Below are 24,453 nucleotides of genomic sequence, written 5' to 3'. Positions count from 1 at the left end.
GACGCCCGGCCATGGCAGCGAGATGAGGTGCGATCATGATCAAGATTCTCCTCGAGAACCCGTTGATGCTTCTGCTCATGGTGGCTGCGCTTGGGTACCCGCTCGGGCGCATCAAGTGCTACGGCATCACCTTGGGTGTCGGCGCCGTCCTCTTCGTGGGGCTTGGCTTTGGTATGCTCCACCCCGACATGAAGGCTCCCGCCATCGTGTACATCATGGGGCAGGCGCTCTTCGTCTACACCGTCGGGCTCTCGGCCGGTCCTTCCTTCGTCTCGACCTTCCGCAGAAACGGCGTCATGAACAACGCCGTCGCCGGCGGCGTGCTCTGCGTGTCGGCGGCGGTATGCATAGCACTGCAGCGCTACCTGGAGCTGAAGCCGGGGATCGCCGCCGGGATTTTCTGCGGCAGCCTCACAGCTTCCCCGGCGCTCGGTGGCGCGCTCGAATCGATCCGTCAGACCGCGCCGGAGAACCTCCTCGAGCAGCTTTTGGCCGAGCCCGTAGTTGGTTTCTCGGTCGCCTACCCCATCGGCGTCATCGGCCTCATGCTGACGATAAACGTCTGCCAGAAGCTCTGGAAGGTGGACTACCAGGCCGAGTACCAGGTCCTGCACAAGCCCGAGGACCGCAAGTCGCTGGTGCACTGCACCATCAAGGTGCAGACGGTGAAGCCGCCGGACACGACCGTTCAGAGGCTGAACGAGTCGAACAACTGCGAGGTGATCTTCAGCCGGGTCAAGCGCTCCGGCGAGTTCTTCTACGCCGGTCCCGCCACCGTGCTGCAGCCGGGAGACCTGGTCATGGTGGCCGGCCTGCCGCAGGAGATCGAAAAGCTCGCGGCGGTGCTCGGGGAACGTAGGAGCAAGGAGCGCCTCGGGCTGGACCGCACCGAGTACGAGTACCGTCGCATCTTCGTATCGAGCCCGCAGGCGATCGGGCGCACCATAGGCGAGCTGCACCACGACCAGCGTTTCGGTGAGGTGATCACGCTCGTGCGCCGCGGCGACAGCGAGATCCTTCCCGACGGGGAGATGGTGCTGGAATTGGGAGACGTGATCCGGGTACTTGCGCACAAAAGCGACATGGATGCGGTGACCGCCTTCTTCGGCAACTCGTATCGCAAGGTAAGCGAGGTGGACGTGATGACCTTCAGCCTGGGCCTCGTCATCGGTCTCATCCTCGGTCTCATCCCCTTCCCCTTCCCGGGGGGCGGGAGCATGCAACTAGGTTTCGCCGGCGGCCCCCTCATCGTCGGCATCCTCCTCGGCACCTTCGGCAGGACCGGGAAGATGGTCTGGAGCCTTCCCTACAGCGCGAGCATGACGCTGAAGCAGGTTGGCCTAGTACTTTTTCTCGCCGGGATCGGCACCCGCTCCGGCTACAGTCTGCTCACCACGCTGACCGAGGGTGGGGGCGGCGCCATCGTCATCGCAGGGGTCTGCCTCACCGCGGTCACCGCCTTCCTTGGCCTCTTCATTGCGCACAAGGTCATGAAGCTTCCGATGACGCTCGCCGTCGGCATCGTCGCGGGGATGCACACCTCCACGCCGGGCCTCGGATACATCAAGGAACAGACCGGCAACGACCTCTCCGACCAGGGGTACGCCTGCGTCTTTCCATTCGCCACGATAGGGAAGATCATCCTGGTGCACATCATCCTTGCCACGGTCGGCCCCCACTGACACCGGCGGGCCAGGCCCGCCTCCCCCACCCGCTACCCGGACCGCAGCTGAATGTCATCAGCGTGTATAGCGTCGTTATACAGCGTCCCCTCCGCGGTGCGCCGTCCACCCGTGCGGACACCGGCAAAAACCTTCATTTTCCAAAGAGTTACCATATCCCAGCGCATGAACGGCTATTCCGGCACGCGTAATGCAAAAGATCCTCTGAAAACAATCTGCTCGAGAAACGGCAGTACGGTACATCAATCCACAAACCGGGAGGGACAGACCATGGGACGCAGATCCGCATTCGCCGTGTTGGCCGCATTGGCACTGGCAGCATCCGGGGCGATGGCACTGGAGCTGAAGAACGTAGTGTACGAGACTGACGGGGCAGGCAAGGTGGTCTTCAGCCACGCGGCCCATCTGAAGGCGAAAAACGCCCAGGGGGGGAAAACGACCTGCAAAACCTGCCACGAGAACCCGGACGCCCCGAAAATCAAGGCCACCATGGCGGACATGGAGAAGGGAAAATCGTGCGGCAAGTGCCACGACGGCAAGCGCGCCTTCGCCGTCGCACGATGCACCGGATGCCACAAGGTGAAAAACATCACCTATAAGATCAAGCAGACCGGACCCGTGCACTTCAGCCACGCCAATCACCTGAAGAGCATGCAGTGCACCGCCTGCCATGACGCCATTTTTACCACCGGCCACAACCCGCCGACAACCATGGCGGAGATGAAGAAGGGGAAATCGTGCGGGGCTTGCCACAACGGCAGCAAAGCCTTCAGCATCGACCGGTGCGAGGCCTGCCACCCCTCGCCCAAGCAGGTGGTCTTCAAGGTCAAGCAGACCGGCCCTACCGTCTTCGACCACGGCAAACACGCCGGACTCTACAGCTGCGGCAAGTGCCACTCCGCCATCTACTCGCTCTCCCCTAATCACAAGCCGGTCTCCATGGCGGCCATGCAGAAGGGGAAATCCTGTGGCGCCTGCCACAACGCGAAAGAGGCCTTTGCCTTGGCCAAGTGCGAAAAATGCCATCCGGTTCGGGAGATCAACTTCAAGGTGGCCAAGGCCGGCAACGTAAAATTCAGCCATACCTCACACCTGCAGATGTACAAATGCCAGGACTGCCATCCGCGCACCTTCCCGACCAGAAGCGGCAACAAGCCGGTCTCGATGTCCGAGATGAAGAAGGCCAGGTCGTGCGGGGCATGCCACGACGGCAAGGGCGCCTTCACGGTCAACGGCAACTGTGACTCCTGCCACGTCCGCGGCTGAGAGAAGGGCCTTAAAACGCAACGCGGGCCGTCGCTTCACGAAGAAGCGGCGGCCCGCGTTTTTTTTCATGCGGCGAGCGCAAAGGTTACGTCTTGCCGAAGTAATCCTTCACCGAGATCCCGAGCCGCTTCAGCATGGTCTGGAAGTTCGGGCGCAGCATTCCGGTCTCCTCGGCGGCCCGCGAGATGTTCCCCTGGGTCTTCTTGAGCGCGTTGATCACGAAGGCCTTTTCCACGCCCTCCACCGACTTGTCGCGGATCTGTCGCTTCATCTCCTTCAGGTCTTCTACGTTTTGCGGCACCAACCCGCCGAACTCGTCGTCCCCCTCCGTATCATCCCTACCGGAAGCAACCGTGTCGCCAAGTTCCAGGTCTTCCAACTGGACCAGTTCCCCCGGGGTGAGTACGACGGCCCGCTCGATGCAGTTCACCAACTCACGCACGTTCCCCGGGAACGGGTAGCGCTCGAGAAACTGCATCGCCTCCTGGGAGATGCCTCGGATGTCCTTCCCCATCTCGCCCACGAATTTTTCGAGGTAGTGCCGCGCGAGAAGCGGGACGTCCCCCTTGCGTTCACGCAGGGGGGGGAGGTCCAGCGGGATGATGTTCAGACGGAAGAAGAGGTCCTCGCGGAAGGTCCCCTCGGCGACCATGGTCTTCAGGTTTTTGTTGCTCGCGGCGACCAGGTGTACGTCGAAGGGGACGGGCTGAGTCCCCCCGATCGGGGTTACCTTCCGCTCCTGCAGTACGCGCAAAAGCTTCGCCTGCGTGGAAAGGCTGATGTTGGACACCTCGTCGAGAAAAAGGGTGCCACCGTCGGCTACCTTGAAGAGGCCGGTTTTTGTCTGCACCGCGCCGGTGAAGGCGCCGCGTACGTGGCCGAAAAGCTCGCTCTCCAGAAGGGTTTCCGCGAGTGCCGTGCAATCGACGGCCACGAAGGGACGGTCCCTGCGGGGACTATTGTTGTGAATGGCGCGCGCCGCGAGCTCCTTACCGGTGCCGCTTTCACCGTAGACGAGGACCGTGCTCGCCGTGGGTGCGACCTGCAGGATGCGCCGGTAAACCTTCTGCATCTCCGGGCTCTGCCCAACGAAGAGGTCGAAGCCCTGGTGGCACTGCAATTCGTTCTTGAGGAAGAGGTCTTCGGGGGGGAGCTTGCGCTGTTCCAGGGCGAGCTTAACTTTTTCGAGAATCTGGTCCGGAGCGAACGGCTTTACGAGGTAATCGACGGTGCCCCGGCGCATCGCCTCGACGGCGGTCTCCACCGTGGCGAACCCGGTGATCATGATGACCGGAACTCCAGGCTGCAGCGTCTTCACCGTGTCCAGCACCTCGAAACCGCTCATGCCCGGCATCTTGAGATCGGTGATGATGAGATCGAATTCCTGCTTTTGCAGCAACGGGATGGCTACGATACCGCTCTTGGCGGTTTCCACCTGGTAACCGCTCCCCTCCAGAATCCGTGAAAGCCCCTCCCGAATTACAGCCTCATCATCTACAACCAGGATGTTCATAGGCTCACCATACCTCATTCAAGGTTACAGGCTCGATCACCACGCCGGTTGACGGAAACAAAAGATGTCATTCATGTGCTGCTATTCAATAGCCCACAAACATCATCGTGTCAACAGCAAGCATTGTAAACGGCAACTTCCTCACTGCAACCTTCCATGCACGCGCAGATAAAGAAGCAAAAAGCTCGAGACAGTAAAGCCGCACGGTAACTCGTAGAGTGTATCCCGCCTTTATACACCGTGCCGGACACGGATAACCTGTTGAAATTGCGTCACCTGCCTTTAGCGACAGGGGGTTTGCGCTTCTTCTCGCGACAGGGGGCTGTATTAAAGAGTTATACAGATTCGTGAAGGCGTTCTTCCCACGCCGAACGCACCCACTATTTTTATCCTATAATTTCAATGAGTTACAACTTTATAAAAAGTGGCATGGTCGATGCTAATAGGAAAGCAAGATCCGGGCATGACTATCTGCCCGCGACAGGGAGGAAATCATGAAAGCGCTCGCCACCTTGATCGTAGCCCTGCTCGCCTCCGTACCCCAGGCCCTTGCAGCCCAGGATTCGGCTCCCGCCTGGAACGGTTTCGCTGCCACCTTCTTCATTACTTTCGCGGCCACCGTGTTCATTTTTCAACTCTTCCCCGGCGCAGCGCTCTTCATAGGCCTCATCAAGGGGCTTTTCGGCACCCACGCCAAACGGGAACCGGCCGCGAAGAGCCGCCGCGCCAGAATCGGCTAGAGCACCCTGAACCGCCAACAAGCACAATTCCCCAAACCAAGGAGGATGCCATGAAAAAGCTAGCCAATCAAAAAGCGAAAATCGTCACCTGCTCCATCATCGGTCTGGTCCTGGCCGGTGCCGCCATGATCTCCGGCGTCGTCGATCTATCCGGTAAGGAAGGGAGCATGTCCAAGGTGTTCTTCCTCTTCCTCGGTGCGGTGATCGTGGTCCAGGTGATCCCGGGGCTCATGCTTCTTGGTGCCATGCTCAAGGGGGTCTACTCCCTGGTCAGCAAAAAATCCCGCGTTCCCGTAGAAACCGATACCAAGTAATCGGTGCTGGCTAAGGCCAGTCGAGGTGGGCCATGAAAGAGCTCAGAGTCATAGTAGCAGAACACGACGCAGCGCGGCGCGACCGGATGGCGGGCAGTTTCAGAGCCTTGGGGTACTCGGTGACAACCATGGATTCAGCCGCCGAGTTGTTGCAGGGGGTCTTCGAGATGCAGGGTGGCGTACTGCTGCTGGACGGGGAGTTCGATCCCCATATCGCATCGGCTGACCTGCTCCACCTGCTCAAACGGGGCAATCCGAACCTCCAGGTGATTCTGGTATGCGACGACGTCCCCGCCGCGCTTGCCCGCCGCGTCCATAACGAGGGGATTTTCTACTGCGCCCTGAAACCTGCCGATCCGTGCGACACCGAGGAACTCGAGGCGGCGGTAGCATGTGCCTTCAGAAAGAACAGCGAAAACGGCCGCAAAGGCGTTATCGGCCGGGAACGCGCCAGGCTTGCGACACCCGCCAGGCACGTCGCCTGCCTCATGACGCTTCTGGCCGTGGTCATCGGCGCGGCCCTCACCCTTGCCATTCAGGGTGCCGGATTTGCCACTGCAGGGCTGACCTACCTATTCCTCGGTTTCTGCGCCGTCATCATCACCACTCAGCTCCTGCCGATTTTCCGCATCCGGCTGACGCAGAGGGTGGCACAGACCGCGGTTAACGAATTGTCCAAGAGATAACTGCCGTAAAAAGGAGGCCAACGTGAACCGTCACACGAACCAGAACCGGATACCCCTTTTCCTGATGGCACTGCTCATCTTGGCAAGCGCGGCCGTCTGCAGGGCGGAAGGCTTTTCCTTCGGCGGCACCGAGGGGAAAAGCGGCACCTGCCTTTCCTGCCACGCGAACCCCGCCGCCGTAAGCGAGAAGATGCTCATCGATCCCACGCGCTACACGCGGACCACGCACGCCAAGATAGGCTGCCCGTCGTGCCACGACTCCGTGCCGGCGGCCCATCCGCAAGGTGGAGTGCCAGCCAGGGCCGAGTGCGCCGAGTGTCATTCGGAGATTGCCCAACAGTACGGCTCCAGCATCCATGCCGGCAAGACCAGATGTGCCGGCTGCCACAACCCGCACAAGGTGAAGTCTCCCGCGGAGATCTCCGGCCAAGAGATCAACACCATGTGTTCCAGCTGCCATGACGTCTTAAAGATGACCGCGACGCACGGGCAGTGGCTGCCCCAGGCGGACCTCCACATCAGGATGCTGCCGTGCATCACCTGCCATACCGGCGCGAAGAGCTACTACATCAGCATGTACATCGTTAAAGGACAAAACGGCTCGCGCTTCGGAAAACAGGAGATGGCAAGCTACGACGAGCTGAAAAGTCTCGCCGGGGGCGCGGAGATCGTCGCCTTGGTCGACAAGAACCACGACAACTACATCTCCATCCAGGAACTGCGCAATTTCAACAACGACCCGGCGCACAAGAACCTGCACCTGCAGGGGATGATGACCCCGGAAACGGTCACACATAACTTCGAGATCCTCGACAACCGCCGCAACTGCTCTTTCTGCCACACCTCCGGCTCCACGGTCATGCAGACGAGCTACCTCACCTTCCCGGGCAGGGACGGCACCTACCAGCGGGTGGCGGTAGAGAAGGGGGCCATTTTCGACGCCCTGTACGGCACCCCTGACTTCTACCTCATGGGATCGACGAAAAACCAGAACCTGAACCGCATCGGCCTCGCCATCATCTGCGGCGGCCTGATCATGCCTGTCGGGCATGGCTTCCTCCGCTTCCTTACCCGCAAAAACAGAGAAAAAAAGGAGCATGAGTCATGAGCGAGAAAACGAAAATATACCTGCAGCCCATCCCGATCAGGGTCTGGCACTGGCTGAACGCCTTCGGCATCATCACGCTCGCAGTAACGGGCACCCAGATCCGCTTCCCCGAAACGCTCAGTTTTCTCGGGAGCTACCAGACCGCAATCTGGGTCCATAACACCGCCGGCTTGATCGTATCGTTCTCCTTTCTGATCTGGTTCTTCTACTACGCGACGGTGAAGAGCAACCTGGACGACATCTACATCCCGAACCAGGAAGACATCAAGCACGGCATAGTAAGACAGCTTCTTTACTACTGCTTCTGGTACTTCCTCGGGCGCCCGAGCCCCTTCCACGCGACACCCAAGGTGAAGTTCAACCCGATGCAGAAGGCGGCGTACCTGGTGGTCATGTTCATGCTGGAGCCGTTCGTCATCTTCAGCGGGCTGCTGCTCATGAACGTCACCCCGCTCAGGGTGCTGGTGCTCATGACCGGAGGGATCAAGTTCATCGTCGCGCTGCACTTTCTCCTTGCCTGCTCCCTCGTGGCCTTCCTCTGCACCCACGTGTACCTGGCGACCCTCGGCGCCACCCCGCTTTCCTACCTGAAGCCGATGATCTTCGGTTGGGAGGAAGTGGAGGAGCACCACGAGGTGGCCGAAGAGCAGCAGGGCGCACCAAGGGGGTACCGTCCCGTGCGGCATTATCCGGAGTGCATGCAGCACATACCTGACAACCAGCATAGCTGAGGCAGCAGCCACCCCGGCGCCGGAGTAAACCGCGTCGCCGGGGATACGTGAAAACGGAGGTGCACAATGTTCGAGCGAATCGCAGGGAGGGCTTTGGTCCCGGTCGGGATCGTGGTAACCGGTTTCCTCGTGGTCTGCTTCGTGCTCCTGTACGCGGCGATCAAGAACGTGGTGCTGCGGGACTCGGTGGAACACGCGAACAACCTGGCGGGAATCGTGCTGAAGTCCACGCGACATGCCATGCTCAAATCGGACCGCGAGCTCAATCGGGCGATCATCAGGAACATAAGCGAGCAAAAGGGCGTACAGCACGTGCGTATCTTCAACAAGAAAGGGACCGTGGTGGTCTCGTCGCATCCGGAAGAAGTGAACCGCCAGCTCGACAAGAAAGCGGAAGGGTGCGTCATCTGCCACGAAAAAGCGCAGCCGATCACAACGCTCGGCAGCATGCAGAAGGCCCGCAGCTTCAAGAACAACCTCGGCGCCGACGTGATAGCGATAACCGCGCCGATCTACAATGACCCAGAATGCGCCAACGCCGCCTGCCACTTCCACCCGGCCGACCAGAAGGTGCTGGGGACCCTGGATATCGGCCTTTCGCAGGAAGCTACTCTTGCCTCGCTGGCTTCAATCCGCCTGCAGATGATCATCTTCTCGATACTGACGCTGGTACTGACAATGGCGGGTGTGATCGCACTGCTTAAGATGATCGTGCTTGTGCCTATGAGGAAGCTGCAGGATTTTGCGGAAAGAAACGAGGAGGGAGGTACTGCGCTGCACCCGCCAAAACTCCCCTATGAGCTTGACAGGATCGCACAGTCTTTCTACTGTATCAGGAAAAGGCTGGACAAAGTCGAACCGAACCGGGTGAATCCTTCCCCGAATGCAGATCCGAACCGGTAGCAGGCCAGTCATGAAAGCGGACGGGTGCTCCATGGAAGCGGCGGGTAAAGACAAGATGGCGACGGGTAGCGCCGCTCGGGACGCGAAAAGCGTGCTGCGGCAGGGGCTCGTGGATGACATGGCGCGGCTGCGGCGCTTCTCAAACCGCGGGCTCTTCGCGCTGTCGCTCTTCATAGTCACCAGTACCGTTGCGTGGCGGGGCTTCACCTTCCTCCCCACTCCGCAGCAGCTCGTGGCGGCCATGGGGACGCCCCCCACCCCGTTCATGATCAGCATGGTGCTGGTGCTTTACACCTTTTCCGCCATCATCCTGAGCCTGTCGCGCATGATGGCCGGTGTGTACCACAAAAGCAGCTTCTGTCATGTCGGCTACGCGCTCGGGTTCTACCTTTTCTACTACGTGGCCGACGCGCTCGCCGACAACTACTGGGCCGTTTTCGGCGCCGGTTTCACCGTCCTCTGCCTGGAAAGCTACCGGATCTGGACTTTCTGCAGCGACCAGCTCGGAAGGAAACAGGAGCAACTGGACTTTCTGGAACGAAACGGCAGGATGCCCCCCGAGGAAGAAGACTCCCTCTACAGCTGATCCCCCATCAGTTCTCAGCCGCCTGGTGCTTCTCGTAGCTGTTGCAGGGCTGACCCGTCTTCATGCGCGGCACGTCCAGCACCGTGTAGATGGTGCAGCGCCCCTTGAGGTGGAGCTTGCAGTCTTCGTAGCTGCAGACCACGTAGGCACGGTCGTTGGGGCCGGAGAGCATCTGCTCCAGCTTGTCAGCGATCTTGTCGTTTTTCCCCGCCATCGCGGCGATCTGCGTCAGCTTGTCTTCCATCGGTTGCCACCTCCACAGTGATCTCGCTGCAGTTGGACCGGCAGATTATCATCACACGTCCGGGACCGCCACAAAAAAAGGCCCCCGAGCGCTTGCTTCGGGGGCCTTTTCGTTTTTCATGCCGTGCGCGGCATCCTTCCTATCCCTTTTCCACTTTCACTTCGACGAGGTTGCAGTTCCCCTTGAGAAGGGCGTTCGCGTTCAGCTCTTTGAAGTGCGACGGGGCGAAGAGCAGGCCGGGCTGCACCTTGTCGCTGATGCGCGCCTGGGCGGTCATGGCACCGTTACCGGAGGAGAGTTTGACGCTCGCTCCTTCCGCGACGCCCAGAGAAGCGGCATCGGAGGGATGCAGCTCAACGAACCCGGTCGGGCAGACCTCGAGGTTCGCAGAGGAGCGTGTGGTGGAGGTACCGTTGTGGTAACCGACCGGTCCGACCAGGAGCTGGAACCGCGCCTTGGCGGCGTTTGCCGGTTTGGCGATCGGCGCGAGCGGCGCATCGCCCCTGGCAGCGGTAGCACCCTTTGTCACGCCGTCACGGGAACCGTCAAACGCCTCGTACGCCTTGACCTTGGTCTTGATTTCGGCCATGACGCTTGCCGGGGTGATGTGCTGGTTGCTGGAGGTGAGACGGCTCCAGAGGTCGGCCAGGATGGCCCAGTCTTCCCTGGCATGGCCGGGGGCGTCGACCGCCTTGAAGATGGCCTGCACCCTGTTGTCCAGCGAGGTGAACGAGCCGCTCTTCTCGGCAGCGGCACCGGCCGGAAGCACTGCGTGGGCGTACTGGAGGGAGTCCCCCTCGAAGACGTCCTGCACCACCAGGAGCTCAAGTTTCGCGAGGGCCTTCCTGATGCGCTGGTTGTCCGGGAAGCCAGCCAGGTCGCACCCCATGAGGTAGAGCGCCTTGATGTTCCCAGCCTCGATCCCCTCGACGATGCCCCAGATATCCTTGCCGTCCGCCCCGGGGACCACCCCCATGTCGAGGAGGCCTACGCTGTTGTTCTTCGCGTCGATCGGGAAGATGCCCCCCCCTTGCGCGTCGGGGGCCCCGGTGAGCACGGCGAGGTCGGCAAGTGCTGCGATCTTGACGGACGCATCGGCGCTCCTGATCAGATCGGCGCCGAAGACGATGGCCACGCGGCTCATCCCGGCCAGCTGCTGCACCGCGTTCTCGACGGCCGCCTCGGTGATACCGGCCTGCTCGCAGAGCTCGGCCATGGAAAGCTGGGCGAGCCCTTCCTTGACGCTCTCGGCCCCGGCGGGGACGGCGACACCTGCCGCGATGAGACCCTTCATCAGGGCGTAGATCACCTGCAGCTCGGCACCGGGTGCGTTCTTCAGGTGCACGTTGGAGAACTTCTTCAGCTTGACGTCGCGCATGTTCACGAGGACCAGGCGCGCATCCTTCTTCGTTGCCGCCTTGATAACGCGGTACTCGGCGTTGGTCGCTTCGGCGTTCAGGTCGCAGCCAAAGACCAGGATGGCCTGGGCCTCATCGAGCGCGTCGAGCTGCTTGCTCGCGCCGGTGAAACCGAAACGTCTCTGCATCTGGGCCTGCGCCTGGGCGAAGCCAAGCCCCGCTTCCGAATCGACGTTGCCGCTTCCGAGCGCCTCGCGGAAGATCTTCTGGAAGAGGAAGCTCTCCTCGTTGGTCACCCTCGGGGAGCCGAGGCCGGCCACCGCCTTGCCCCCTTCGCGCGCCACGATCTCCTTAAGCTTCGCCGCCACGGTGTTTAGGGCGGTGTTCCAGTCGGTCTTGCCGAGGGCCCCTGCATCGTTTCTCAGCATCGGCTCGGAAAGTCTCTGGTCGGAATCGAGGTAGCGGTAGCCGAAGCGGCCGTTGATGCAGAGGTTGCCGTTGTTGTAGCCGTCGTCCTCGCTGGTCACCCGCTCGACGCGCCCCTCCTTCGCGTGATACTCGATCTGGCAGCCGGTACCGCAGAAGGCGCAGACGCTCGGGATCCGGTTGAAGGTCCAGGGGCGCCCCTTGAACTTGAACGGCCTGGAGATGAGGGCGCCGGTCGGGCAGGCCGCGACGCAGTTGCCGCAGAACTCGCAGTTAAGCGGTTTGCCGTCGACGGTGTCGATGATGGCGTCCTCCCCCTTGTTCGCCACCTTGATCGCGTCGCACCCGACGATCTCGTGGTCCACCTTGACGCACTTCTCACAGAGAATGCAGCGGTTGGGGTCGCTTTCGATGAGGGGCCAGTCGTAGCGGATCAGGCGGCGCTCCAGGATCGCCGAGTAGTCCTGCTTGGTCGCGTTCAGCGCGTAGCAGGAGTCCTGCAGGTCGCACTCGCCGCCTGCGTCGCAGACCGGGCAGTCCAGCGGGTGGTTCACCAGCATGAGCTCCATGATCTTGCGCCGCGCCTCCCTGAGGGCCGGCGTGTCCGTGGTGACCTGGATCCCCTCCTTGACCGGCGTGTTGCAGGCGGTCATGGTACGCTCCACCCCGGCCACCTCTACCGCGCAGACGCGGCAGGCGCCGGTGGGGGAGACCTTCTTCAGCCAGCAAAGGGTCGGGATCCTGATCCCGACCGTGGCCGCGGCCTCCAGTATGGTGGTACCTTCTTCGACCTGCACGCTCTTGCCATCAATGGTTAAGCTGACCATATAAAAACCTCAGTATTCGGTGTAATGAATTCAACTAGGTCGGGGCCGGCGTGTCGCCTAGACGGCCACCATGGCGACTCGGTAGCAGCGCAGGCACCTTTCGGCCTCCCGCACCGCCTGGCTGTTGGCGTAGCCGAGTTCCACCTCGCAGTAGTTCTTGTAGCTCGCCCTCTGCGCCCCGTGCACCTCCTTCTGGTGCGCACGGGAAGCCGAATCGAGCCACTGCACGTCCTCGTTCTTGTCGTAGACGCCGAAGTAGGTAAGGATATCCTCCATCCTCTCGTCGTCGGTGAGTTCTACCCCTTTACCTTCGAGGTAGCGCTGGATCACCTTGGCGGCGCGGTGACCGGAGCCGATGCAGGCCACGACGGTGAGCGGGCCGATCTCGGCGTCGCCCCCGGCGAAGACGCCGCCGCAGTCGGTGATGAGGGTCCTGGAAAGCATGTTCCCCATGCCGTCTTTGAGGTCCTTGCCGTCGTGCCCCTTGAGCGGAACGTATTGGGTGACGATGGTGCTCCACTTGGTGGTGTCGATCCCCGCGTCGGCCGGGATGAAGGAGAGGTCGGCATCCTGGCCGATGGCCGGGATGATGGTGTCGCACTCGATGACGAACTCGGAACCGGGAACCGGCTCGGGACGGCGACGGCCCGAGGCGTCCGGCTCGCCTAGCGCCATCCTGATCAGCTCGACGCCGGTGACCTCGTTCTGTTCGTTGGCGATGACCTTGGTCGGGAGCACCTGGAACTCGAAACGCACCCCTTCCTCGTCCGCCCCGTCGACCTCCCAGACGTCCGCCGGCATCTCTTTACGGGAGCGGCGGTAGACGAGCACCGACTCCTCGGCACCTTCGCGCAGCGCCACCCTGACGCAGTCGATGGCGGTGTTGCCGCCGCCGACCACGAAGACCTTCTTGCCCATCCCGGTGGGAAGGCCCAGGTAGACGTTTCTCAGGAAGTCGATACCGCCGGTCAAGAAGCCTTTGTAACCCTTGTCCTCGCCCTCGACCCCCATCGGCTTCGAGCGGTGCGCGCCCGGCGCCAGGAAAACGGCGTCGAACTTCTGCCTCAGCTCATCGAGGGTGACGTCCTTGCCTACCCGCGTGTTGTAGACGATCTCGACGCCGAGGCTCGCGATGATATCGATGTCGCGCTGCAAAAGGTGACGCGGCTGCCGGTACGGCGGGATGCCGACGGCGACCATCCCCCCACCGAGCGGGAGTGCCTCGTAGATAGTGACCGGGTACCCTTCAAGCGCGAGATAGTAGGCGGCGGCGAGACCGGCAGGGCCGGCGCCCACGACGGCGATCTTCTTGGACTTCTTCTCCGCCGGCACCATGGGGGGGAGATGGCCATGCTGCCATTCGTAGTCGGAGGCGCTGCGTTTGAGGACCATGATGTTGATCGGCTCGTCGACGTTTTTCCTGCGGCAGGCGGTCTCGCACGGGTGCGGACAGACGCGCCCGCAGACCGAAGGCAGCGGCATCGATTCGCGGATCGTGGAGAGCGATTCGCCGAAGCGGTAGTCCTTCACCGCTTCGATGTAGGTCGGGATGTCGATGTGGGCCGGGCACTTGTCCATGCAGGGGGCGGTGTACTTCTCGATGTAACGGAATTCGGAGGAGAGGCTCTTCGCGCCGCGGATGTAGTTGATGAAGGCGTCGCGGAAGTGGGTGACCGCGTCGATGACCGGCACCGACGAACTCGGGCAGAGGGTGCACTTGCAATGGGCGAGCACGCTCCCGACGTCGAGGATGGTGTCGAGGTCCTCTTCGCTGCCGCGCCCCTCGAGGATGCCGGCGAGGGCGTCCATGATGACGCGGGTGCCCTTCTTACCAGGGGTGCACTTGCCGCAGACGTACTTCGTCTGCACCCGCTTCATGTACTCGGTTACCATGGCCGGAATGTCGACATCCTTGTTGTACAGGATGATCCCGTCCCACCCGATGAAAGCCGAAAGGGGGCGCTCGCCATCGTAGGTGGCAGGCAGCTTGAAGGACAGGTCCTTCTTCTCGCCACCCTTGCGGTTGTCAACTATGTTTCTGCCCCAGCTGGAAAAAACCACCTCTGCCACTTAGGCCTCCGAAATAGCTGTAAAATCTGCCGCTTTATCGGCTAAATATTTACATTTATTAAGTAAATTTTGCCGGTCACATTGTATACAGTATCCAGTTTTTACCACATCACTCAGCTCTAATCAAGCGAAAAATCATTCGGATTATCGCCGCTGTACGTCGTATACAAAGCGGTGCCCCACCCCCAGAGGGTGCGCGCATGCATGGCTGCAATTAATGGTTGTTTTTATCTCCGTTCCCCCCTAACATCGCCCCGTCCGCGTCCGGCACCCCGCGCTGCCGGACGCCGCATCAAGAAGACTCAACTTTTGCCGGGCGGCGCCGATAATAATGGCAAAGCGCCCATGAATACCCACTGGGCGTCTTCGGGAGGCGTTCATGGAGAAGAACCATTTGCTCGACGGCACCGGCCTGGCCCTCCAGCTCACCCCGGACGGGCAGTCGCTCCAGGCGCAGTTCACCCCGCTCGTCCAGCGTCGCACCCTCGAGGTAGGCCAGCTGCAGGAGGCGCTCTTAGAGCTCGGCTTCGGGGAGCTCTTCGTCCCTCCCGAGGCGCTAGAACAGCTGCTGCAGAAATGCGCCGTGACACCGCTTGGCTTCACGCAGCGCATAGGCGAGAGGCGCGACGCGACGCTTGCGGTCCAGCTTTCCGACGACGCCATGACGACGACGATGACTATACAGCCCGCCTGCGGCGGCCGCACCGTCACTCTAGAAGAGGTCGAGAAGGAACTGGCGCGGCTCGGGGTGGTCTGCGGCATCCTCTACGACGAGATCAGGGAAGCCCTGGCGGCCGGCAAGGCATCCCGGCTCGTGATCGCCCAGGGAACCCCGCCCGCCCCCGGCGAAGACAGCCAGTTCATCAGCCTCATTCCGGAGATGGCCGCGCAGATACCGCAGTTCTCAGAGAACGAGACGGCGGATTACCGCAACCTGGGGGACATCGTCAGTGTTGGCCTGGGCGATCCCCTGATGCGGAGAACGCGCCCCACCCAGGGGATACCCGGGGTGAACCTGCTGGGGGTGGACCTTCCCGCCACCGACGGCGTCGATATCCCCTTCGCCGAAAACCTGACCGGCATCGCCTGCGACCTTGAAGACGGCGACCTCCTCGTCGCGGCGATCTCCGGATACCCGCTCATCGTGCCGCGCGGGGTCATCGTGGACCCGGTTTTCAAGCTGAAACGCGTCGATCTCTCCACGGGAAATCTCCACTTCAAGGGGTCCCTGGAGATCTCCGGCGACGTCTGCGACGGGATGGAGGTTGCCGCCACGGAAAACATCACGGTGGGGGGGCTCGTCGAAGCGGCAAGACTCAAGGCCGGCGGGGACATCGTGGTGCTTGGCGGGGTCATCGGGCACGGCCATGCCGTTCAGGGGAGGATGGTCAGCAGGCAGGAAATGGCCCAGCTCGAGGCGGGGGGGGCGGTGACGGTGCAGTTCGCCGAGAACGCCGCCATCACCGCCGGCGGCGACATCACCATCGGCGAGCTCGCTATGCAGAGCGATCTCACCTCCGGCGGAAGCATCCTGGTCGGCGAGCGTGGGGGGCGCAAGGGACACATCATCGGCGGGCTTTGCCGCGCAGCCACCCTCGTCCACGCCGTGGTAATCGGTTCGCACGCGGGAGTGCCTACCGTGATAGAGGTCGGCGTCGACCCGGCCCTCAACCGCAAACTGGAAATGGTGCAGGAAACCCTGGCGGAAAAACAGCGCCAGATGGATGAACTGACGAAGACGATAGCCTACGTCCAGGAAAATCCGGGGAGCATGGAACCGGGGCTTTTCAATCTGAAACAGCGGATCTATACGAAGTACCAGGGGGAGATCGCCGAGCTGACCGGCGAAAAAAAGCGTTTGCAGAAACGGATGGAGATCAACGCACAGGCGCGTGTGGAGGTGGAGCGGGATGCCTTCCTCGGCGCGCAGATCAGGATCGGCTCGAGCGTCACCCAGATCGAAGAGGACCTCACCTCCCCGACCTTCACCCTCGGGGAGGAAGGGATCACCTACTGAAAAGGAGCAGCATGCGTATCATAGGACTCACCGGGGGGATCGCCTCTGGCAAGACCACCGTCGCCCGTCTCTTCGAAAAACTGGGGGTGCCGGTGATCGACGCGGACCAACTGGCGCGGGAAGTGGTGGAACCGGGGACGCAAGGGCTAGCCCGCATCGTCGACGCCTTTGGCGCAAAGGTCCTGAACCCGGACGGCAGCCTGAACCGGGCCGAGCTGGGGGCGGTGGTGTTCGCAGACCCTGCAGCCCGCCGCATTCTGGAGGGGATCACCCACCCCGCGATAAGAGGGCTCGCCGAGGAGAAGCTGCAAAGGCTCAGGGAGGCGGGAACGGGGACCGCGTTCTACGTCGCCCCGCTTCTCATAGAGGCTGGGATCACCTCCCGAGTGCACGAGGTCTGGGTGGTATACCTCGACCGTGAGACCCAGCTGGAGCGGCTAATGGCGCGGGACGGCCTTTCCCGCGAGGCGGCACTCGCACGCATTGCGTCGCAGATGCCCATGGATGAGAAGAAGAGACTCGGCAGGATCGTCATCGACAACTGTGGGAGCAGGAAAGAATTGGAGGCCCAGGTGCTCAGGCTCTGGGAAGAAGAGATAGCACATCGGGAAGCGGAGCGCCGCTAGGGCTCCGGCGCCCTGAAATGAAAAAGGCCCCATGGTGACGGGGCCTTTTTTTCGTTCGGGATACGGTGCGACTACTTGTGGTAGCCGAGCTTGTGGGAGATCTCCTCACCGGCCTTGATCACAAGCGGGATGAGCTCCTTCTCCATGCGCTCGTCGGTGAAGCGCATCGAGGGACCGGAGATGCTGACCGCGCCGATGATACGGCGGGTGTAGTCGCGGATCGGTGCGCCCACGCACTTGACCCCGACATCCATCTCCTCGTCGTCGATGGCATACCCCTGGTCGGCAATCACCTTCAGGTGCTTCTTGAGCTCCTCGCGGTCGGTGACCGTCTTCTGGGTGTAGCGCTTCATCTCCTTGGTCGGTAGGTAATTCTCAAGCTCCTCGTCGGCCATGTAGGCGATCTGGACCTTGCCGGCCGCGGTGCAGTAGGCCGGGAGACGGGCGCCGACGCGCGGGACGACACGGACCGTCAGGTCGGTCTCGACCACGTCGAGGTAGACGATGTGGAACTCTTTCAGGATGGCGACGTAGGTGGTCTCGTTGCACTCCTTCACCAGCGCCTCGAGCACCGGGCGGGACTGGCGCAAAAGCCCCATCTGCTTGATGAAGGTCTGCCCGAGTTCGAGCGTCTTCAGCCCCAGCCGGTAGTTCTCCGTTACCCTGTTCTGCTCTATATAGTTCCTAGACTCAAGGGTCGCCAGGAGTCTGAAAACGTTGTTTTTGTGGAGTTTCAGCCGTTTGGAGAGCTCGGTCACCCCCAGCTCGTCCACCTCGTCGTGAAACTGCTCCAGGAGATCAAGGGCATGCGAGACGGCCTGGATGATGTATTCTGATTTCTCTTTTTTCGCCATTGGCTGCACCTATTCTTATGTCAAAAAAATTTCAAACAATAGTAACTAGGCCATTTGACCAGCCGTGTCAAGAAAATTAATCGCTTGATAAACCCTTTTAATGTGTTTAAACTCGCCGTATCCCAAACCGCGCATCATGGATGGTATGACGCTGGGTTAAAACAAGCAGTCCCGTCATATAGGGGAAAATGCGCCCCTCAGAGATAGTTTGTAGCCAAAATATAGAATTATGTTCTAAAGAAGTCAAGCCCCAAAAAACTAACGTCGTACTGGCATCTTGACTACCCGGCGCCCCCCTGGACGCCGTCACGCCGGCGGAGGGCGAACGTGCGCCTCAACCTCATTTCCAAGCTTGCTCTCGCTTCCGGCCTCGTGCTCCTTTGCACCATCGCCCTCTTCGCCTATCTTAATCTGAGAAGTCTTAAGGGCCTCTTGCTGCAGGAGGCCATCGCCGAAGCGGATCGCGTCTCCGAAACCATCATCCGGACCACGCACAACCAGATGCTAAGGGATGACCGGCCGCTGTTCTACAAGACGATACAGGAACTGGGCGCTCAGCAGGGGGTGGAGAGGATCCGCCTCATCAACAAGACCGGCCGCATTATCTTTTCCACCGACGACGCCGAGATCGGCACCGTGCTCAGCAAGTACTCGGAGGTCTGCGGCGTTTGCCACGGCGGACCGCAGCTTTTGCTCACCGCTTCCTCCATGCACCGCAGCCGCCGCTTCTTCGCCCCTTCCGGCGAGGAGTTCCTGGGCATCACCAACGCCATCTACAACGAGGAGAGCTGCTACACGGCAAGCTGCCACTTCCACCCCGAAAAGCTCAAGGTCCTCGGGGTGCTCGACGTGGTGGTGCCCCTTGACCGGATGCACTCCCTTATCGTCGCCTACCGCGACCGCATGCTGTTCCTCACCCTGCTCCTCATCACCCTCACCTCGATCAGCCTCACCTTCTTCACCCAGAAGCTGGTGAACCGTCCGGTGCGCGAGCTCCTAAAACACACCCACATGCTCTCCCGGGGGGAGCTGGACGGCTCGGTCCCGAGCTTCGCCAACGACGAACTTGGCGAGCTCGCCGACTCCTTCAACGCGATGACGCTCAACCTGAAGAAGGCGCGTGAGGAGCTCGAGGGGTGGGGGCGCGACCTGGAGCAGATGGTGCAGCAGCGCACCCTCGAGGTGACCCGCATGCAGGCACAGCTGATCCGCTCGGAAAAGCTCGCCTCGTTGGGGGAGCTGGTGGCGGGGATCGCGCACGAGATCAACAACCCGCTCACCGGGATCATGGTGTTCTCCTCCCTGATCCAGAGCGCGCCGACCCTCGACCCCGCACTCAAGCGCGACATCGAGACGGTCCTGCGGGAGACCAAGCGCTGCGCCGAGATCGTGAAGGGGCTCCTCGAGTTCGCCCGCTGCGCGCCGCCGCAGAAGGCCCCCTGCTCCCTGAACGAGATATCCGACGCGGCGCTCGAGCTGGTCCGGCACCAGATCCTGTTCCAGGACGTCACCATCGTACGGCAATACGCGGGGAGACTCCCCGCGCTGCACCTCGACTCGAACCAGATCGAACAGGTCCTCGTCAACATGTTCGTCAACGCGGGGCACGCCATGATGGGAGAAGGGATGCTCATCGTGGTGACCGGGCTCGACCAGAAAACGGCGACCGCCTTCGTGAAGATCACCGACAACGGCTGCGGCATCCCGGAGGCGAACCTGGACAAGATCTTCGACCCCTTCTTCAGCACCAAGTCGAGCAAGGGAACCGGGCTCGGCCTCTCCGTCTCTTACGGCATCGTCCAGGAGCACGGGGGAAGGATCGAAGTGGAGAGCCAGGAGGGGGTGGGGACCACCTTCACCGTGCTGCTGCCGCTGCACCCTGCGCCGAGCGCTTCCCTGCCGGCTCCCGATGACGCTGGCGCCGAATCCTCCGCCCCGGCCTAAGCCGTATACAAATCCGCTACATCCCCCGCAAAACGCCCCCTTCCGGCCGCAACTGCGCGGAAGAAAACGATTGACAGGGAGGGGCCGTATTGCTAGTTTACGGTCGGGGCATCCCCGAACCCGGCTTTTTGCCCCGACCGCACCGGCAGCATCGAACCCCACGCTTAAAGACGGAGCAGCAGTGAACATCACCACCAACGGCGAAGCCGTATCGATTAACCCCCTTACCATTAAGGAGTACCTGGTATCCCTCGGCATCGACCCGCGCCGGGTTGCGGTGGAGCTGAACCTCGAGATCCTCCCGAAGGCGCAGTACGAGACCACGCAGCTGAAAGACGGGGACGCCCTGGAGATAGTCCACTTCGTAGGCGGCGGGGCCGCGCGCGCCTGATCCAGCCACACGGACTCTTTCCTCCGCGCTCAGCCTGGCGGCGAGCGACCGGAGCCGACCAACGCGACACACCGATTGGAGAACAGTGATGCCCGAATCAAACGACAAGCTCGTCATCGCAGGACGTGAATTCGACTCCCGCCTCATGGTGGGGACCGGCAAGTACGCCGACTTCCAGCAGATGGTGCGCGCCATCGAGGTCTCAGGCGCCCAGATCATCACCGTCGCGGTGAGACGCGTGAACATCACGGACCGGACCAAGGAGTCCCTCCTTGACCATATCGATCTTAAGAAATACACCCTCTTGCCGAACACCGCGGGGTGCTACACCGCCGAGGACGCCATCAGGACCTGCCGGCTCGCCCGCGAGGCCGGCCTTTCCGATTTCGTGAAACTCGAGGTGCTCGGGGACGAGAAGACCCTTTACCCGAACAACGAGGAACTCCTGAAGGCGGCGAAGGTTCTCATCGCCGAAGGGTTCACCGTACTCCCCTACACGAGCGACGACCCCATCATCTGCAAGCGCCTCGAGGACATGGGTTGCGCCGCCGTCATGCCGCTGGGCGCTCCGATCGGCTCGGGGCTCGGCATACGGAACCCTTACAACATCCAGATCATCCTGGAGACGGTGAAGGTCCCGGTTATCGTCGACGCCGGCGTCGGCACCGCCTCCGACGCGGCCATCGCCATGGAGCTTGGCTGCGACGGCGTTCTCATGAATACCGCGATCGCCGGTGCCCAAGACCCGGTCGCCATGGCGCTGGCGATGAACCTCGCCGTCCGCTCCGGGCGCCTCGCCTACAAGGCGGGCCGCATCCCGAGGAAGCTCTACGCGAGCGCCTCGTCACCGCTTGCGGGCCTCATCTCGTGAGAGAGTTCCACTCCCCCTGGATCGACTTCAACCTGTACCTGATCACCGGGCGCGGGGAAACCCTCGGGCGCAACCTCGAGTTCGTCGTCGAGGAAGCGCTGCGCGGCGGCGTGCGCGCCGTGCAGTTAAGGGACAAGGGGGCCAGCAGCAAGGAGCTGTACGAGACGGCGCATGAACTGAGGCGTCTCACCTCGCGCTACGGCGCGAAGCTTTTCATCAATGACCGCACCGATGTGGCGCTGGCCGTCGACGCCGACGGGGTCCACATAGGGAGCTCGAGCCTGCCGCTTTACAAGGTGCGGCGGCTTATAGGGGAGCGCCGGCTGATCGGCGTCTCCTGCCACAACCAGACCCAGGCGATCACCGCGCAGGAGATGGGGGCCGACTTCATCACCTTCGGCCCGGTCTTCTACACGCCGAGCAAGGCGGAGTACGGCGACCCGGTCGGGGTGCAAAAGCTGGCACACGTGGCCGAACTCCTGCAGATCCCGGTCTTCGCCCTCGGGGGGGTGAACCAGGAGAACTGCGCCGAGGCGGTGGCCTGCGGCGTCCACGGCATCGCCCTCATCTCCGCGATCCTGTCGGCACCCGAACCGCGCGACGCCGCGAAGAAATTGCTGGCACAGCTCCCCGCACTGGAGCACAACGACTAGATGACCACGAGCGAACTGATCCATAGCGACCTGCGCATAAACTCCTACGGCTCTTACCTTAGACGCCGCTTTTCCTGTCGCGTCAGCAAGGTGAACGTGGACGGCGGCTTCACCTGTCCCAACCGGGACGGCAGCCGCGGCACCGGCGGGTGCATCTACTGCGACAACAGCTCCTTCTCACCGAAGGAGACGGTCGCCGTGATCCCGATCGAGGAGCAGATGGCTGCGGGGATGGCGTACCACCGGGAGCGCCTTGGAAGCGAGAAGTTCATCGTCTACTTCCAGAAGTTCACCAACACCTACGCCCCGGTGGAGCGGCTGGCCGACCTCTATCGGCGCGCCCTCGACCACCCGGACGTGCTCGGCATCTCGGTCGGGACGCGGCCCGACTCGCTGGCACCGGGGGCGATCGACCTTTTGACCGAGATCGCCCGCGACCGCTACGTCTGCGTGGAACTGGGGCTGCAGTCGATGGATGACGCCATCCTCGCGCGCATCAACCGGGGGCACACCCTGGCCGAGTACCTGAACGCGGTGGAGCGCCTCTCCGGCCGCGGCATGGAGATATGCACCCACCTGATCCACGGCTTTCCGGGGGAGACCCGGGAGGGGTTCCTGAAGACGGCGCGGCTCATCGCCGGGCTCCCGGTCACCTCGGTGAAGCTGCACCAGCTCCATGCCGTCGAGAACACGCGCCTCGCGCAGATGTACCGCGACGGGAGCTGGCAGCCGATCGGGGTCGACGAGTACATCGCCGCCGCCTGCGATTTCCTGGAGGAGCTCCCGGCGCGGGTCTCGGTGCAGCGCCTCTACGGGTCGGCGCCGCTTTCCATCCGGGTGGCACCGAACTGGAACCTCAAGAACAACCAGATGTGGTATGCCGTGCTGAACGAGCTGAAGCGGCGGGGGAGCTGGCAGGGATGCCGGCTGGACCGCGCGGTCCGGGCGGCCTAGGGCAACGGGAGAGTCATGAAAAGCGTACAAGTGAAGGGAAGCGCGGAGCCGGTCAGGATCGGCAAGATCCTCTGCATCGGGCGCAATTACGCGGATCACATAAAGGAGCTCGGGAACGAGACGCCGGAACGCCCAGTCATCTTCACCAAGCCCGCCTCCAGCGTCATCGGCGAGGGTGAGAAGATCGTCATCCCCCCCTACTCCGGCGACTGCCACCACGAGGCGGAGCTGGCACTCCTCATCGGGAAAAAGGGGAAGGATATCGCTTCCGCGGACGCGCTCTCGCACGTGGCGGGCTACGGCGTCGCCATCGACCTGACCCTCAGGGACGTGCAGGCCGAGCTCAAGAAGAAGGGGCTTCCCTGGGACATCGCCAAGGGGTTCGACACCGCCTGCCCCCTCTCCTCCTTCGTCCCGGCCGGCGAGGTGCCCGACCCGCAGGCCCTGCGCATCACCCTCACCGTGAACGGCGAGAAGCGCCAGGACGGCGGCACCGACCTCATGATCCACCGCATCCCGGAGCTTCTTTGCTACCTCTCCTCGGTCTTCACCCTGGAGCCGGGGGACCTCGTGCTTACCGGCACGCCGGCGGGAGTCGGCCCGGTGAAAAGCGGGGACCGCGTGGTCGCCGAGATCAGCGGCGTCGGGCGGATCGAGGTATCGGTCCGCTGACAGTTATGTTCAAAGAAAAGGAGGGTCAAGAGATGACCAACGAGAAGAGCTGCCCCGACTGCCAGGGGCTCATGATCCTGATTCCCGGCTGAGGGGGCCTCTTCTGGCGGTGCCAGAAGTGCGGCAAGAGAATGCCGGCAAGCCCCGACGGCTCCAAGGGATGCGGGTGCAAATGACGAAAAGGGGGACCGGGTAACCGGTCCCCCTTTTTAATTCGGAAAGCCCCCGCTAGAGGAGGAAGTCGACGACGAGCCCCTTGATCTTCACGATCTGGGCGACGATGCGGATGTGGTCTTTCTGCTCGCGCATGACCAGGTGATAGAGGAGGTCGGCCTCCTTGTCGATCACGGTGATCACCTCGTGGCTGCGCCCGGCAACGCCGCCCCCGAGCAACTCCATCCGGTACGCCTCGGCGGAAACCTTGCGCGCCATGGTGCCAAGAAGCTCGCGAAAGGCCTTGAAGTTCGCGATGGTCGGTTCCTGCTCGAGGATGTCCCCGGCCCGGTCGATCTCCTCCTTCAGGCGCTGCAACTCGCCGGAGTAGTCGGAGCTCGCCTTGGTGACCGCGGCGAGCCGGCCGGCAAACAGGGGGGCGCCCGGGGCCGCCACCCCCTTCGCGGGGGTCCCTTTTTCCTTCTTTGCTATGGAGCGGGAGTCAGATTTTTCGTTGATACGCATGTAGCACCGTCCTCACGGACACTAAAAAGGCCCCGACGAGATCGTCGGGGCCCGATCAAGGACAAAGGCGAGCCTAGTTCCTGACCACGTTGGCGGCCTGGGGCCCTTTGGCGCCCTGGACCACGTCGAAGGTCACCGAGTCACCTTCGGCGAGGGACTTGAAGCCGTCCCCCTGGATGGACGAGAAATGCACGAACACGTCCCCCCCGTTTTCCTGCTCGATGAACCCAAAACCCTTCGCGTCGTTGAACCACTTCACTACACCTTTTGCCATTCTCTTTCTCCTGGTACTGCCTTCGTTTTTGTCGGCGGCCGTTGCCGACCGCCCCCGTCTCGCGT

At 62.1% G+C, this 24,453-nt stretch carries 24 protein-coding genes; 17 read left to right on the top strand and 7 right to left on the bottom strand.

The window, feature by feature from the left end:
- Positions 1-35: 35 nt before the first annotated feature.
- A complete protein-coding gene (locus E8K79_RS17565; RefSeq protein ID WP_136515849.1) occupies positions 36-1,682 on the top strand; it encodes an aspartate:alanine exchanger family transporter in 1,647 nt (548 codons plus the stop codon).
- A 270-nt stretch (positions 1,683-1,952) separates the two neighbouring features.
- The gene (locus E8K79_RS17560; protein ID WP_136515848.1) at positions 1,953-2,948 is read left to right on the top strand and encodes a cytochrome c3 family protein; all 996 of its coding nucleotides are present in this window, start codon (positions 1,953-1,955) and stop codon (positions 2,946-2,948) included.
- Between the two features lie 85 nt (positions 2,949-3,033).
- Here the strand turns inward: E8K79_RS17560 and E8K79_RS17555 are convergent, their stop codons facing one another.
- Positions 3,034-4,461 (bottom strand): sigma-54-dependent transcriptional regulator, encoded by a 1,428-nt coding sequence (locus E8K79_RS17555; RefSeq protein ID WP_136515847.1) that lies wholly within the window; start codon positions 4,459-4,461, stop codon positions 3,034-3,036.
- 494 nt (positions 4,462-4,955) lie between these two features.
- On the opposite strand from E8K79_RS17555, the gene E8K79_RS17550 reads away from it, so the two are divergent.
- The 7 genes from E8K79_RS17550 to E8K79_RS17520 all read left to right on the top strand — a co-directional run bounded on the left by E8K79_RS17550 (position 4,956) and on the right by E8K79_RS17520 (position 9,529).
- Positions 4,956-5,201: a hypothetical protein gene (locus tag E8K79_RS17550; protein ID WP_136515846.1), complete on the top strand. Its 246-nt coding sequence runs from the start codon at positions 4,956-4,958 to the stop codon at positions 5,199-5,201.
- Positions 5,202-5,251: 50 nt separating this feature from the next.
- A complete protein-coding gene (locus E8K79_RS17545; RefSeq protein WP_135868345.1) occupies positions 5,252-5,515 on the top strand; it encodes a hypothetical protein in 264 nt (87 codons plus the stop codon).
- A gap of 32 nt (positions 5,516-5,547) precedes the next feature.
- A complete protein-coding gene (locus E8K79_RS17540; RefSeq protein ID WP_136515845.1) occupies positions 5,548-6,201 on the top strand; it encodes a DNA-binding transcriptional response regulator in 654 nt (217 codons plus the stop codon).
- A gap of 22 nt (positions 6,202-6,223) precedes the next feature.
- Entirely contained in the window at positions 6,224-7,309 is a 1,086-nt protein-coding gene (locus E8K79_RS17535; protein WP_246043866.1) for a cytochrome c3 family protein, read from the top strand.
- On the top strand, positions 7,306-8,040 hold the full coding sequence (locus E8K79_RS17530; protein ID WP_136515844.1) for a cytochrome b/b6 domain-containing protein: 735 nt from the start codon (positions 7,306-7,308) through the stop codon (positions 8,038-8,040). Before E8K79_RS17535 ends, E8K79_RS17530 begins: the two co-directional genes overlap by 4 nt.
- 66 nt (positions 8,041-8,106) lie before the next feature.
- Entirely contained in the window at positions 8,107-8,943 is an 837-nt protein-coding gene (locus tag E8K79_RS17525; RefSeq protein ID WP_136515843.1) for a cytochrome C, read from the top strand.
- A 10-nt stretch (positions 8,944-8,953) separates the two neighbouring features.
- A complete protein-coding gene (locus E8K79_RS17520) occupies positions 8,954-9,529 on the top strand; it encodes a menaquinol oxidoreductase (protein ID WP_246043865.1) in 576 nt (191 codons plus the stop codon).
- Between the two features lie 7 nt (positions 9,530-9,536).
- On the opposite strand, the gene E8K79_RS17515 is transcribed toward E8K79_RS17520, so the two are convergent.
- The 3 genes from E8K79_RS17515 to E8K79_RS17505 all read right to left on the bottom strand — a co-directional run bounded on the left by E8K79_RS17515 (position 9,537) and on the right by E8K79_RS17505 (position 14,454).
- Positions 9,537-9,773, bottom strand: a complete 237-nt coding sequence (locus tag E8K79_RS17515) for a hypothetical protein (protein ID WP_129127204.1) — start codon at positions 9,771-9,773, stop codon at positions 9,537-9,539.
- Between the two features lie 139 nt (positions 9,774-9,912).
- Positions 9,913-12,384 carry a molybdopterin-dependent oxidoreductase gene (locus E8K79_RS17510; protein WP_136515842.1) on the bottom strand — a complete coding sequence of 824 codons (2,472 nt, stop codon included), beginning with the start codon at positions 12,382-12,384 and terminating at the stop codon, positions 9,913-9,915.
- A gap of 57 nt (positions 12,385-12,441) precedes the next feature.
- Positions 12,442-14,454, bottom strand: a complete 2,013-nt coding sequence (locus tag E8K79_RS17505) for an FAD-dependent oxidoreductase (protein WP_135868350.1) — start codon at positions 14,452-14,454, stop codon at positions 12,442-12,444.
- A 379-nt stretch (positions 14,455-14,833) separates the two neighbouring features.
- On the opposite strand from E8K79_RS17505, the gene E8K79_RS17500 reads away from it, so the two are divergent.
- Positions 14,834-16,471 (top strand): FapA family protein, encoded by a 1,638-nt coding sequence (locus tag E8K79_RS17500; RefSeq protein ID WP_136515841.1) that lies wholly within the window; start codon positions 14,834-14,836, stop codon positions 16,469-16,471.
- A gap of 11 nt (positions 16,472-16,482) precedes the next feature.
- Positions 16,483-17,097, top strand: coding sequence for a dephospho-CoA kinase (gene coaE, locus E8K79_RS17495; protein ID WP_136515840.1), 615 nt, complete (start codon positions 16,483-16,485; stop codon positions 17,095-17,097).
- Positions 17,098-17,168: 71 nt separating this feature from the next.
- Here coaE and E8K79_RS17490 read toward each other — a convergent pair whose 3' ends face one another.
- Positions 17,169-17,951: an IclR family transcriptional regulator gene (locus E8K79_RS17490; protein WP_135868353.1), complete on the bottom strand. Its 783-nt coding sequence runs from the start codon at positions 17,949-17,951 to the stop codon at positions 17,169-17,171.
- Positions 17,952-18,278: 327 nt separating this feature from the next.
- On the opposite strand from E8K79_RS17490, the gene E8K79_RS17485 reads away from it, so the two are divergent.
- The 6 genes from E8K79_RS17485 (at position 18,279) to E8K79_RS17460 (ending at position 23,436) form a co-directional block, all read left to right on the top strand.
- The gene (locus tag E8K79_RS17485; protein ID WP_136515839.1) at positions 18,279-19,895 is read left to right on the top strand and encodes a sensor histidine kinase; all 1,617 of its coding nucleotides are present in this window, start codon (positions 18,279-18,281) and stop codon (positions 19,893-19,895) included.
- Positions 19,896-20,076: 181 nt separating this feature from the next.
- Entirely contained in the window at positions 20,077-20,286 is a 210-nt protein-coding gene (gene thiS / locus E8K79_RS17480) for a sulfur carrier protein ThiS (protein WP_136515838.1), read from the top strand.
- An 88-nt stretch (positions 20,287-20,374) separates the two neighbouring features.
- Positions 20,375-21,157 carry a thiazole synthase gene (locus E8K79_RS17475; protein ID WP_135868356.1) on the top strand — a complete coding sequence of 261 codons (783 nt, stop codon included), beginning with the start codon at positions 20,375-20,377 and terminating at the stop codon, positions 21,155-21,157.
- A complete protein-coding gene (gene thiE, locus E8K79_RS17470) occupies positions 21,154-21,810 on the top strand; it encodes a thiamine phosphate synthase (protein WP_135868357.1) in 657 nt (218 codons plus the stop codon). Before E8K79_RS17475 ends, thiE begins: the two co-directional genes overlap by 4 nt.
- Positions 21,811-22,764, top strand: a complete 954-nt coding sequence (locus E8K79_RS17465; protein ID WP_136515837.1) for a TIGR01212 family radical SAM protein — start codon at positions 21,811-21,813, stop codon at positions 22,762-22,764.
- A 15-nt stretch (positions 22,765-22,779) separates the two neighbouring features.
- Positions 22,780-23,436, top strand: coding sequence for a fumarylacetoacetate hydrolase family protein (locus E8K79_RS17460; protein ID WP_136515836.1), 657 nt, complete (start codon positions 22,780-22,782; stop codon positions 23,434-23,436).
- A 228-nt stretch (positions 23,437-23,664) separates the two neighbouring features.
- Here the strand turns inward: E8K79_RS17460 and E8K79_RS17455 are convergent, their stop codons facing one another.
- On the bottom strand, positions 23,665-24,114 hold the full coding sequence (locus E8K79_RS17455) for a YaaR family protein (protein WP_135868360.1): 450 nt from the start codon (positions 24,112-24,114) through the stop codon (positions 23,665-23,667).
- A gap of 73 nt (positions 24,115-24,187) precedes the next feature.
- Entirely contained in the window at positions 24,188-24,388 is a 201-nt protein-coding gene (locus E8K79_RS17450) for a cold-shock protein (protein WP_129127217.1), read from the bottom strand.
- Between the last annotated feature and the right edge of the window lie 65 nt (positions 24,389-24,453).

It is taken from the genome of Geomonas edaphica, assembly GCF_004917075.1.
Taxonomy (GTDB): Bacteria; Desulfobacterota; Desulfuromonadia; order Geobacterales; family Geobacteraceae; genus Geomonas; species Geomonas edaphica.
The sequence above is the reverse complement of the archived record's forward strand: the minus strand, read 5'-3'. Positions and strand labels throughout refer to the sequence as shown.

Excerpts from the sequence above, each read along its gene's own strand:
- E8K79_RS17565 (WP_136515849.1), top strand. The coding sequence starts at position 36 with ATGATCAAGATTCTCCTCGAGAACCCGTTGATGCTTCTGCTCATGGTG.
- E8K79_RS17560 (WP_136515848.1), top strand. The coding sequence starts at position 1,953 with ATGGGACGCAGATCCGCATTCGCCGTGTTGGCCGCATTGGCACTGGCA.
- E8K79_RS17555 (WP_136515847.1), bottom strand. The coding sequence starts at position 4,461 with ATGAACATCCTGGTTGTAGATGATGAGGCTGTAATTCGGGAGGGGCTT.
- E8K79_RS17550 (WP_136515846.1), top strand. The coding sequence starts at position 4,956 with ATGAAAGCGCTCGCCACCTTGATCGTAGCCCTGCTCGCCTCCGTACCC.
- E8K79_RS17545 (WP_135868345.1), top strand. The coding sequence starts at position 5,252 with ATGAAAAAGCTAGCCAATCAAAAAGCGAAAATCGTCACCTGCTCCATC.
- E8K79_RS17540 (WP_136515845.1), top strand. The coding sequence starts at position 5,548 with ATGAAAGAGCTCAGAGTCATAGTAGCAGAACACGACGCAGCGCGGCGC.
- E8K79_RS17530 (WP_136515844.1), top strand. The coding sequence starts at position 7,306 with ATGAGCGAGAAAACGAAAATATACCTGCAGCCCATCCCGATCAGGGTC.
- E8K79_RS17525 (WP_136515843.1), top strand. The coding sequence starts at position 8,107 with ATGTTCGAGCGAATCGCAGGGAGGGCTTTGGTCCCGGTCGGGATCGTG.
- E8K79_RS17520 (WP_246043865.1), top strand. The coding sequence starts at position 8,954 with ATGAAAGCGGACGGGTGCTCCATGGAAGCGGCGGGTAAAGACAAGATG.
- E8K79_RS17515 (WP_129127204.1), bottom strand. The coding sequence starts at position 9,773 with ATGGAAGACAAGCTGACGCAGATCGCCGCGATGGCGGGGAAAAACGAC.
- E8K79_RS17510 (WP_136515842.1), bottom strand. The coding sequence starts at position 12,384 with ATGGTCAGCTTAACCATTGATGGCAAGAGCGTGCAGGTCGAAGAAGGT.
- E8K79_RS17500 (WP_136515841.1), top strand. The coding sequence starts at position 14,834 with ATGGAGAAGAACCATTTGCTCGACGGCACCGGCCTGGCCCTCCAGCTC.
- coaE (WP_136515840.1), top strand. The coding sequence starts at position 16,483 with ATGCGTATCATAGGACTCACCGGGGGGATCGCCTCTGGCAAGACCACC.
- E8K79_RS17490 (WP_135868353.1), bottom strand. The coding sequence starts at position 17,951 with ATGGCGAAAAAAGAGAAATCAGAATACATCATCCAGGCCGTCTCGCAT.
- E8K79_RS17475 (WP_135868356.1), top strand. The coding sequence starts at position 20,375 with ATGCCCGAATCAAACGACAAGCTCGTCATCGCAGGACGTGAATTCGAC.
- E8K79_RS17465 (WP_136515837.1), top strand. The coding sequence starts at position 21,811 with ATGACCACGAGCGAACTGATCCATAGCGACCTGCGCATAAACTCCTAC.
- E8K79_RS17460 (WP_136515836.1), top strand. The coding sequence starts at position 22,780 with ATGAAAAGCGTACAAGTGAAGGGAAGCGCGGAGCCGGTCAGGATCGGC.
- E8K79_RS17455 (WP_135868360.1), bottom strand. The coding sequence starts at position 24,114 with ATGCGTATCAACGAAAAATCTGACTCCCGCTCCATAGCAAAGAAGGAA.
- E8K79_RS17450 (WP_129127217.1), bottom strand. The coding sequence starts at position 24,388 with ATGGCAAAAGGTGTAGTGAAGTGGTTCAACGACGCGAAGGGTTTTGGG.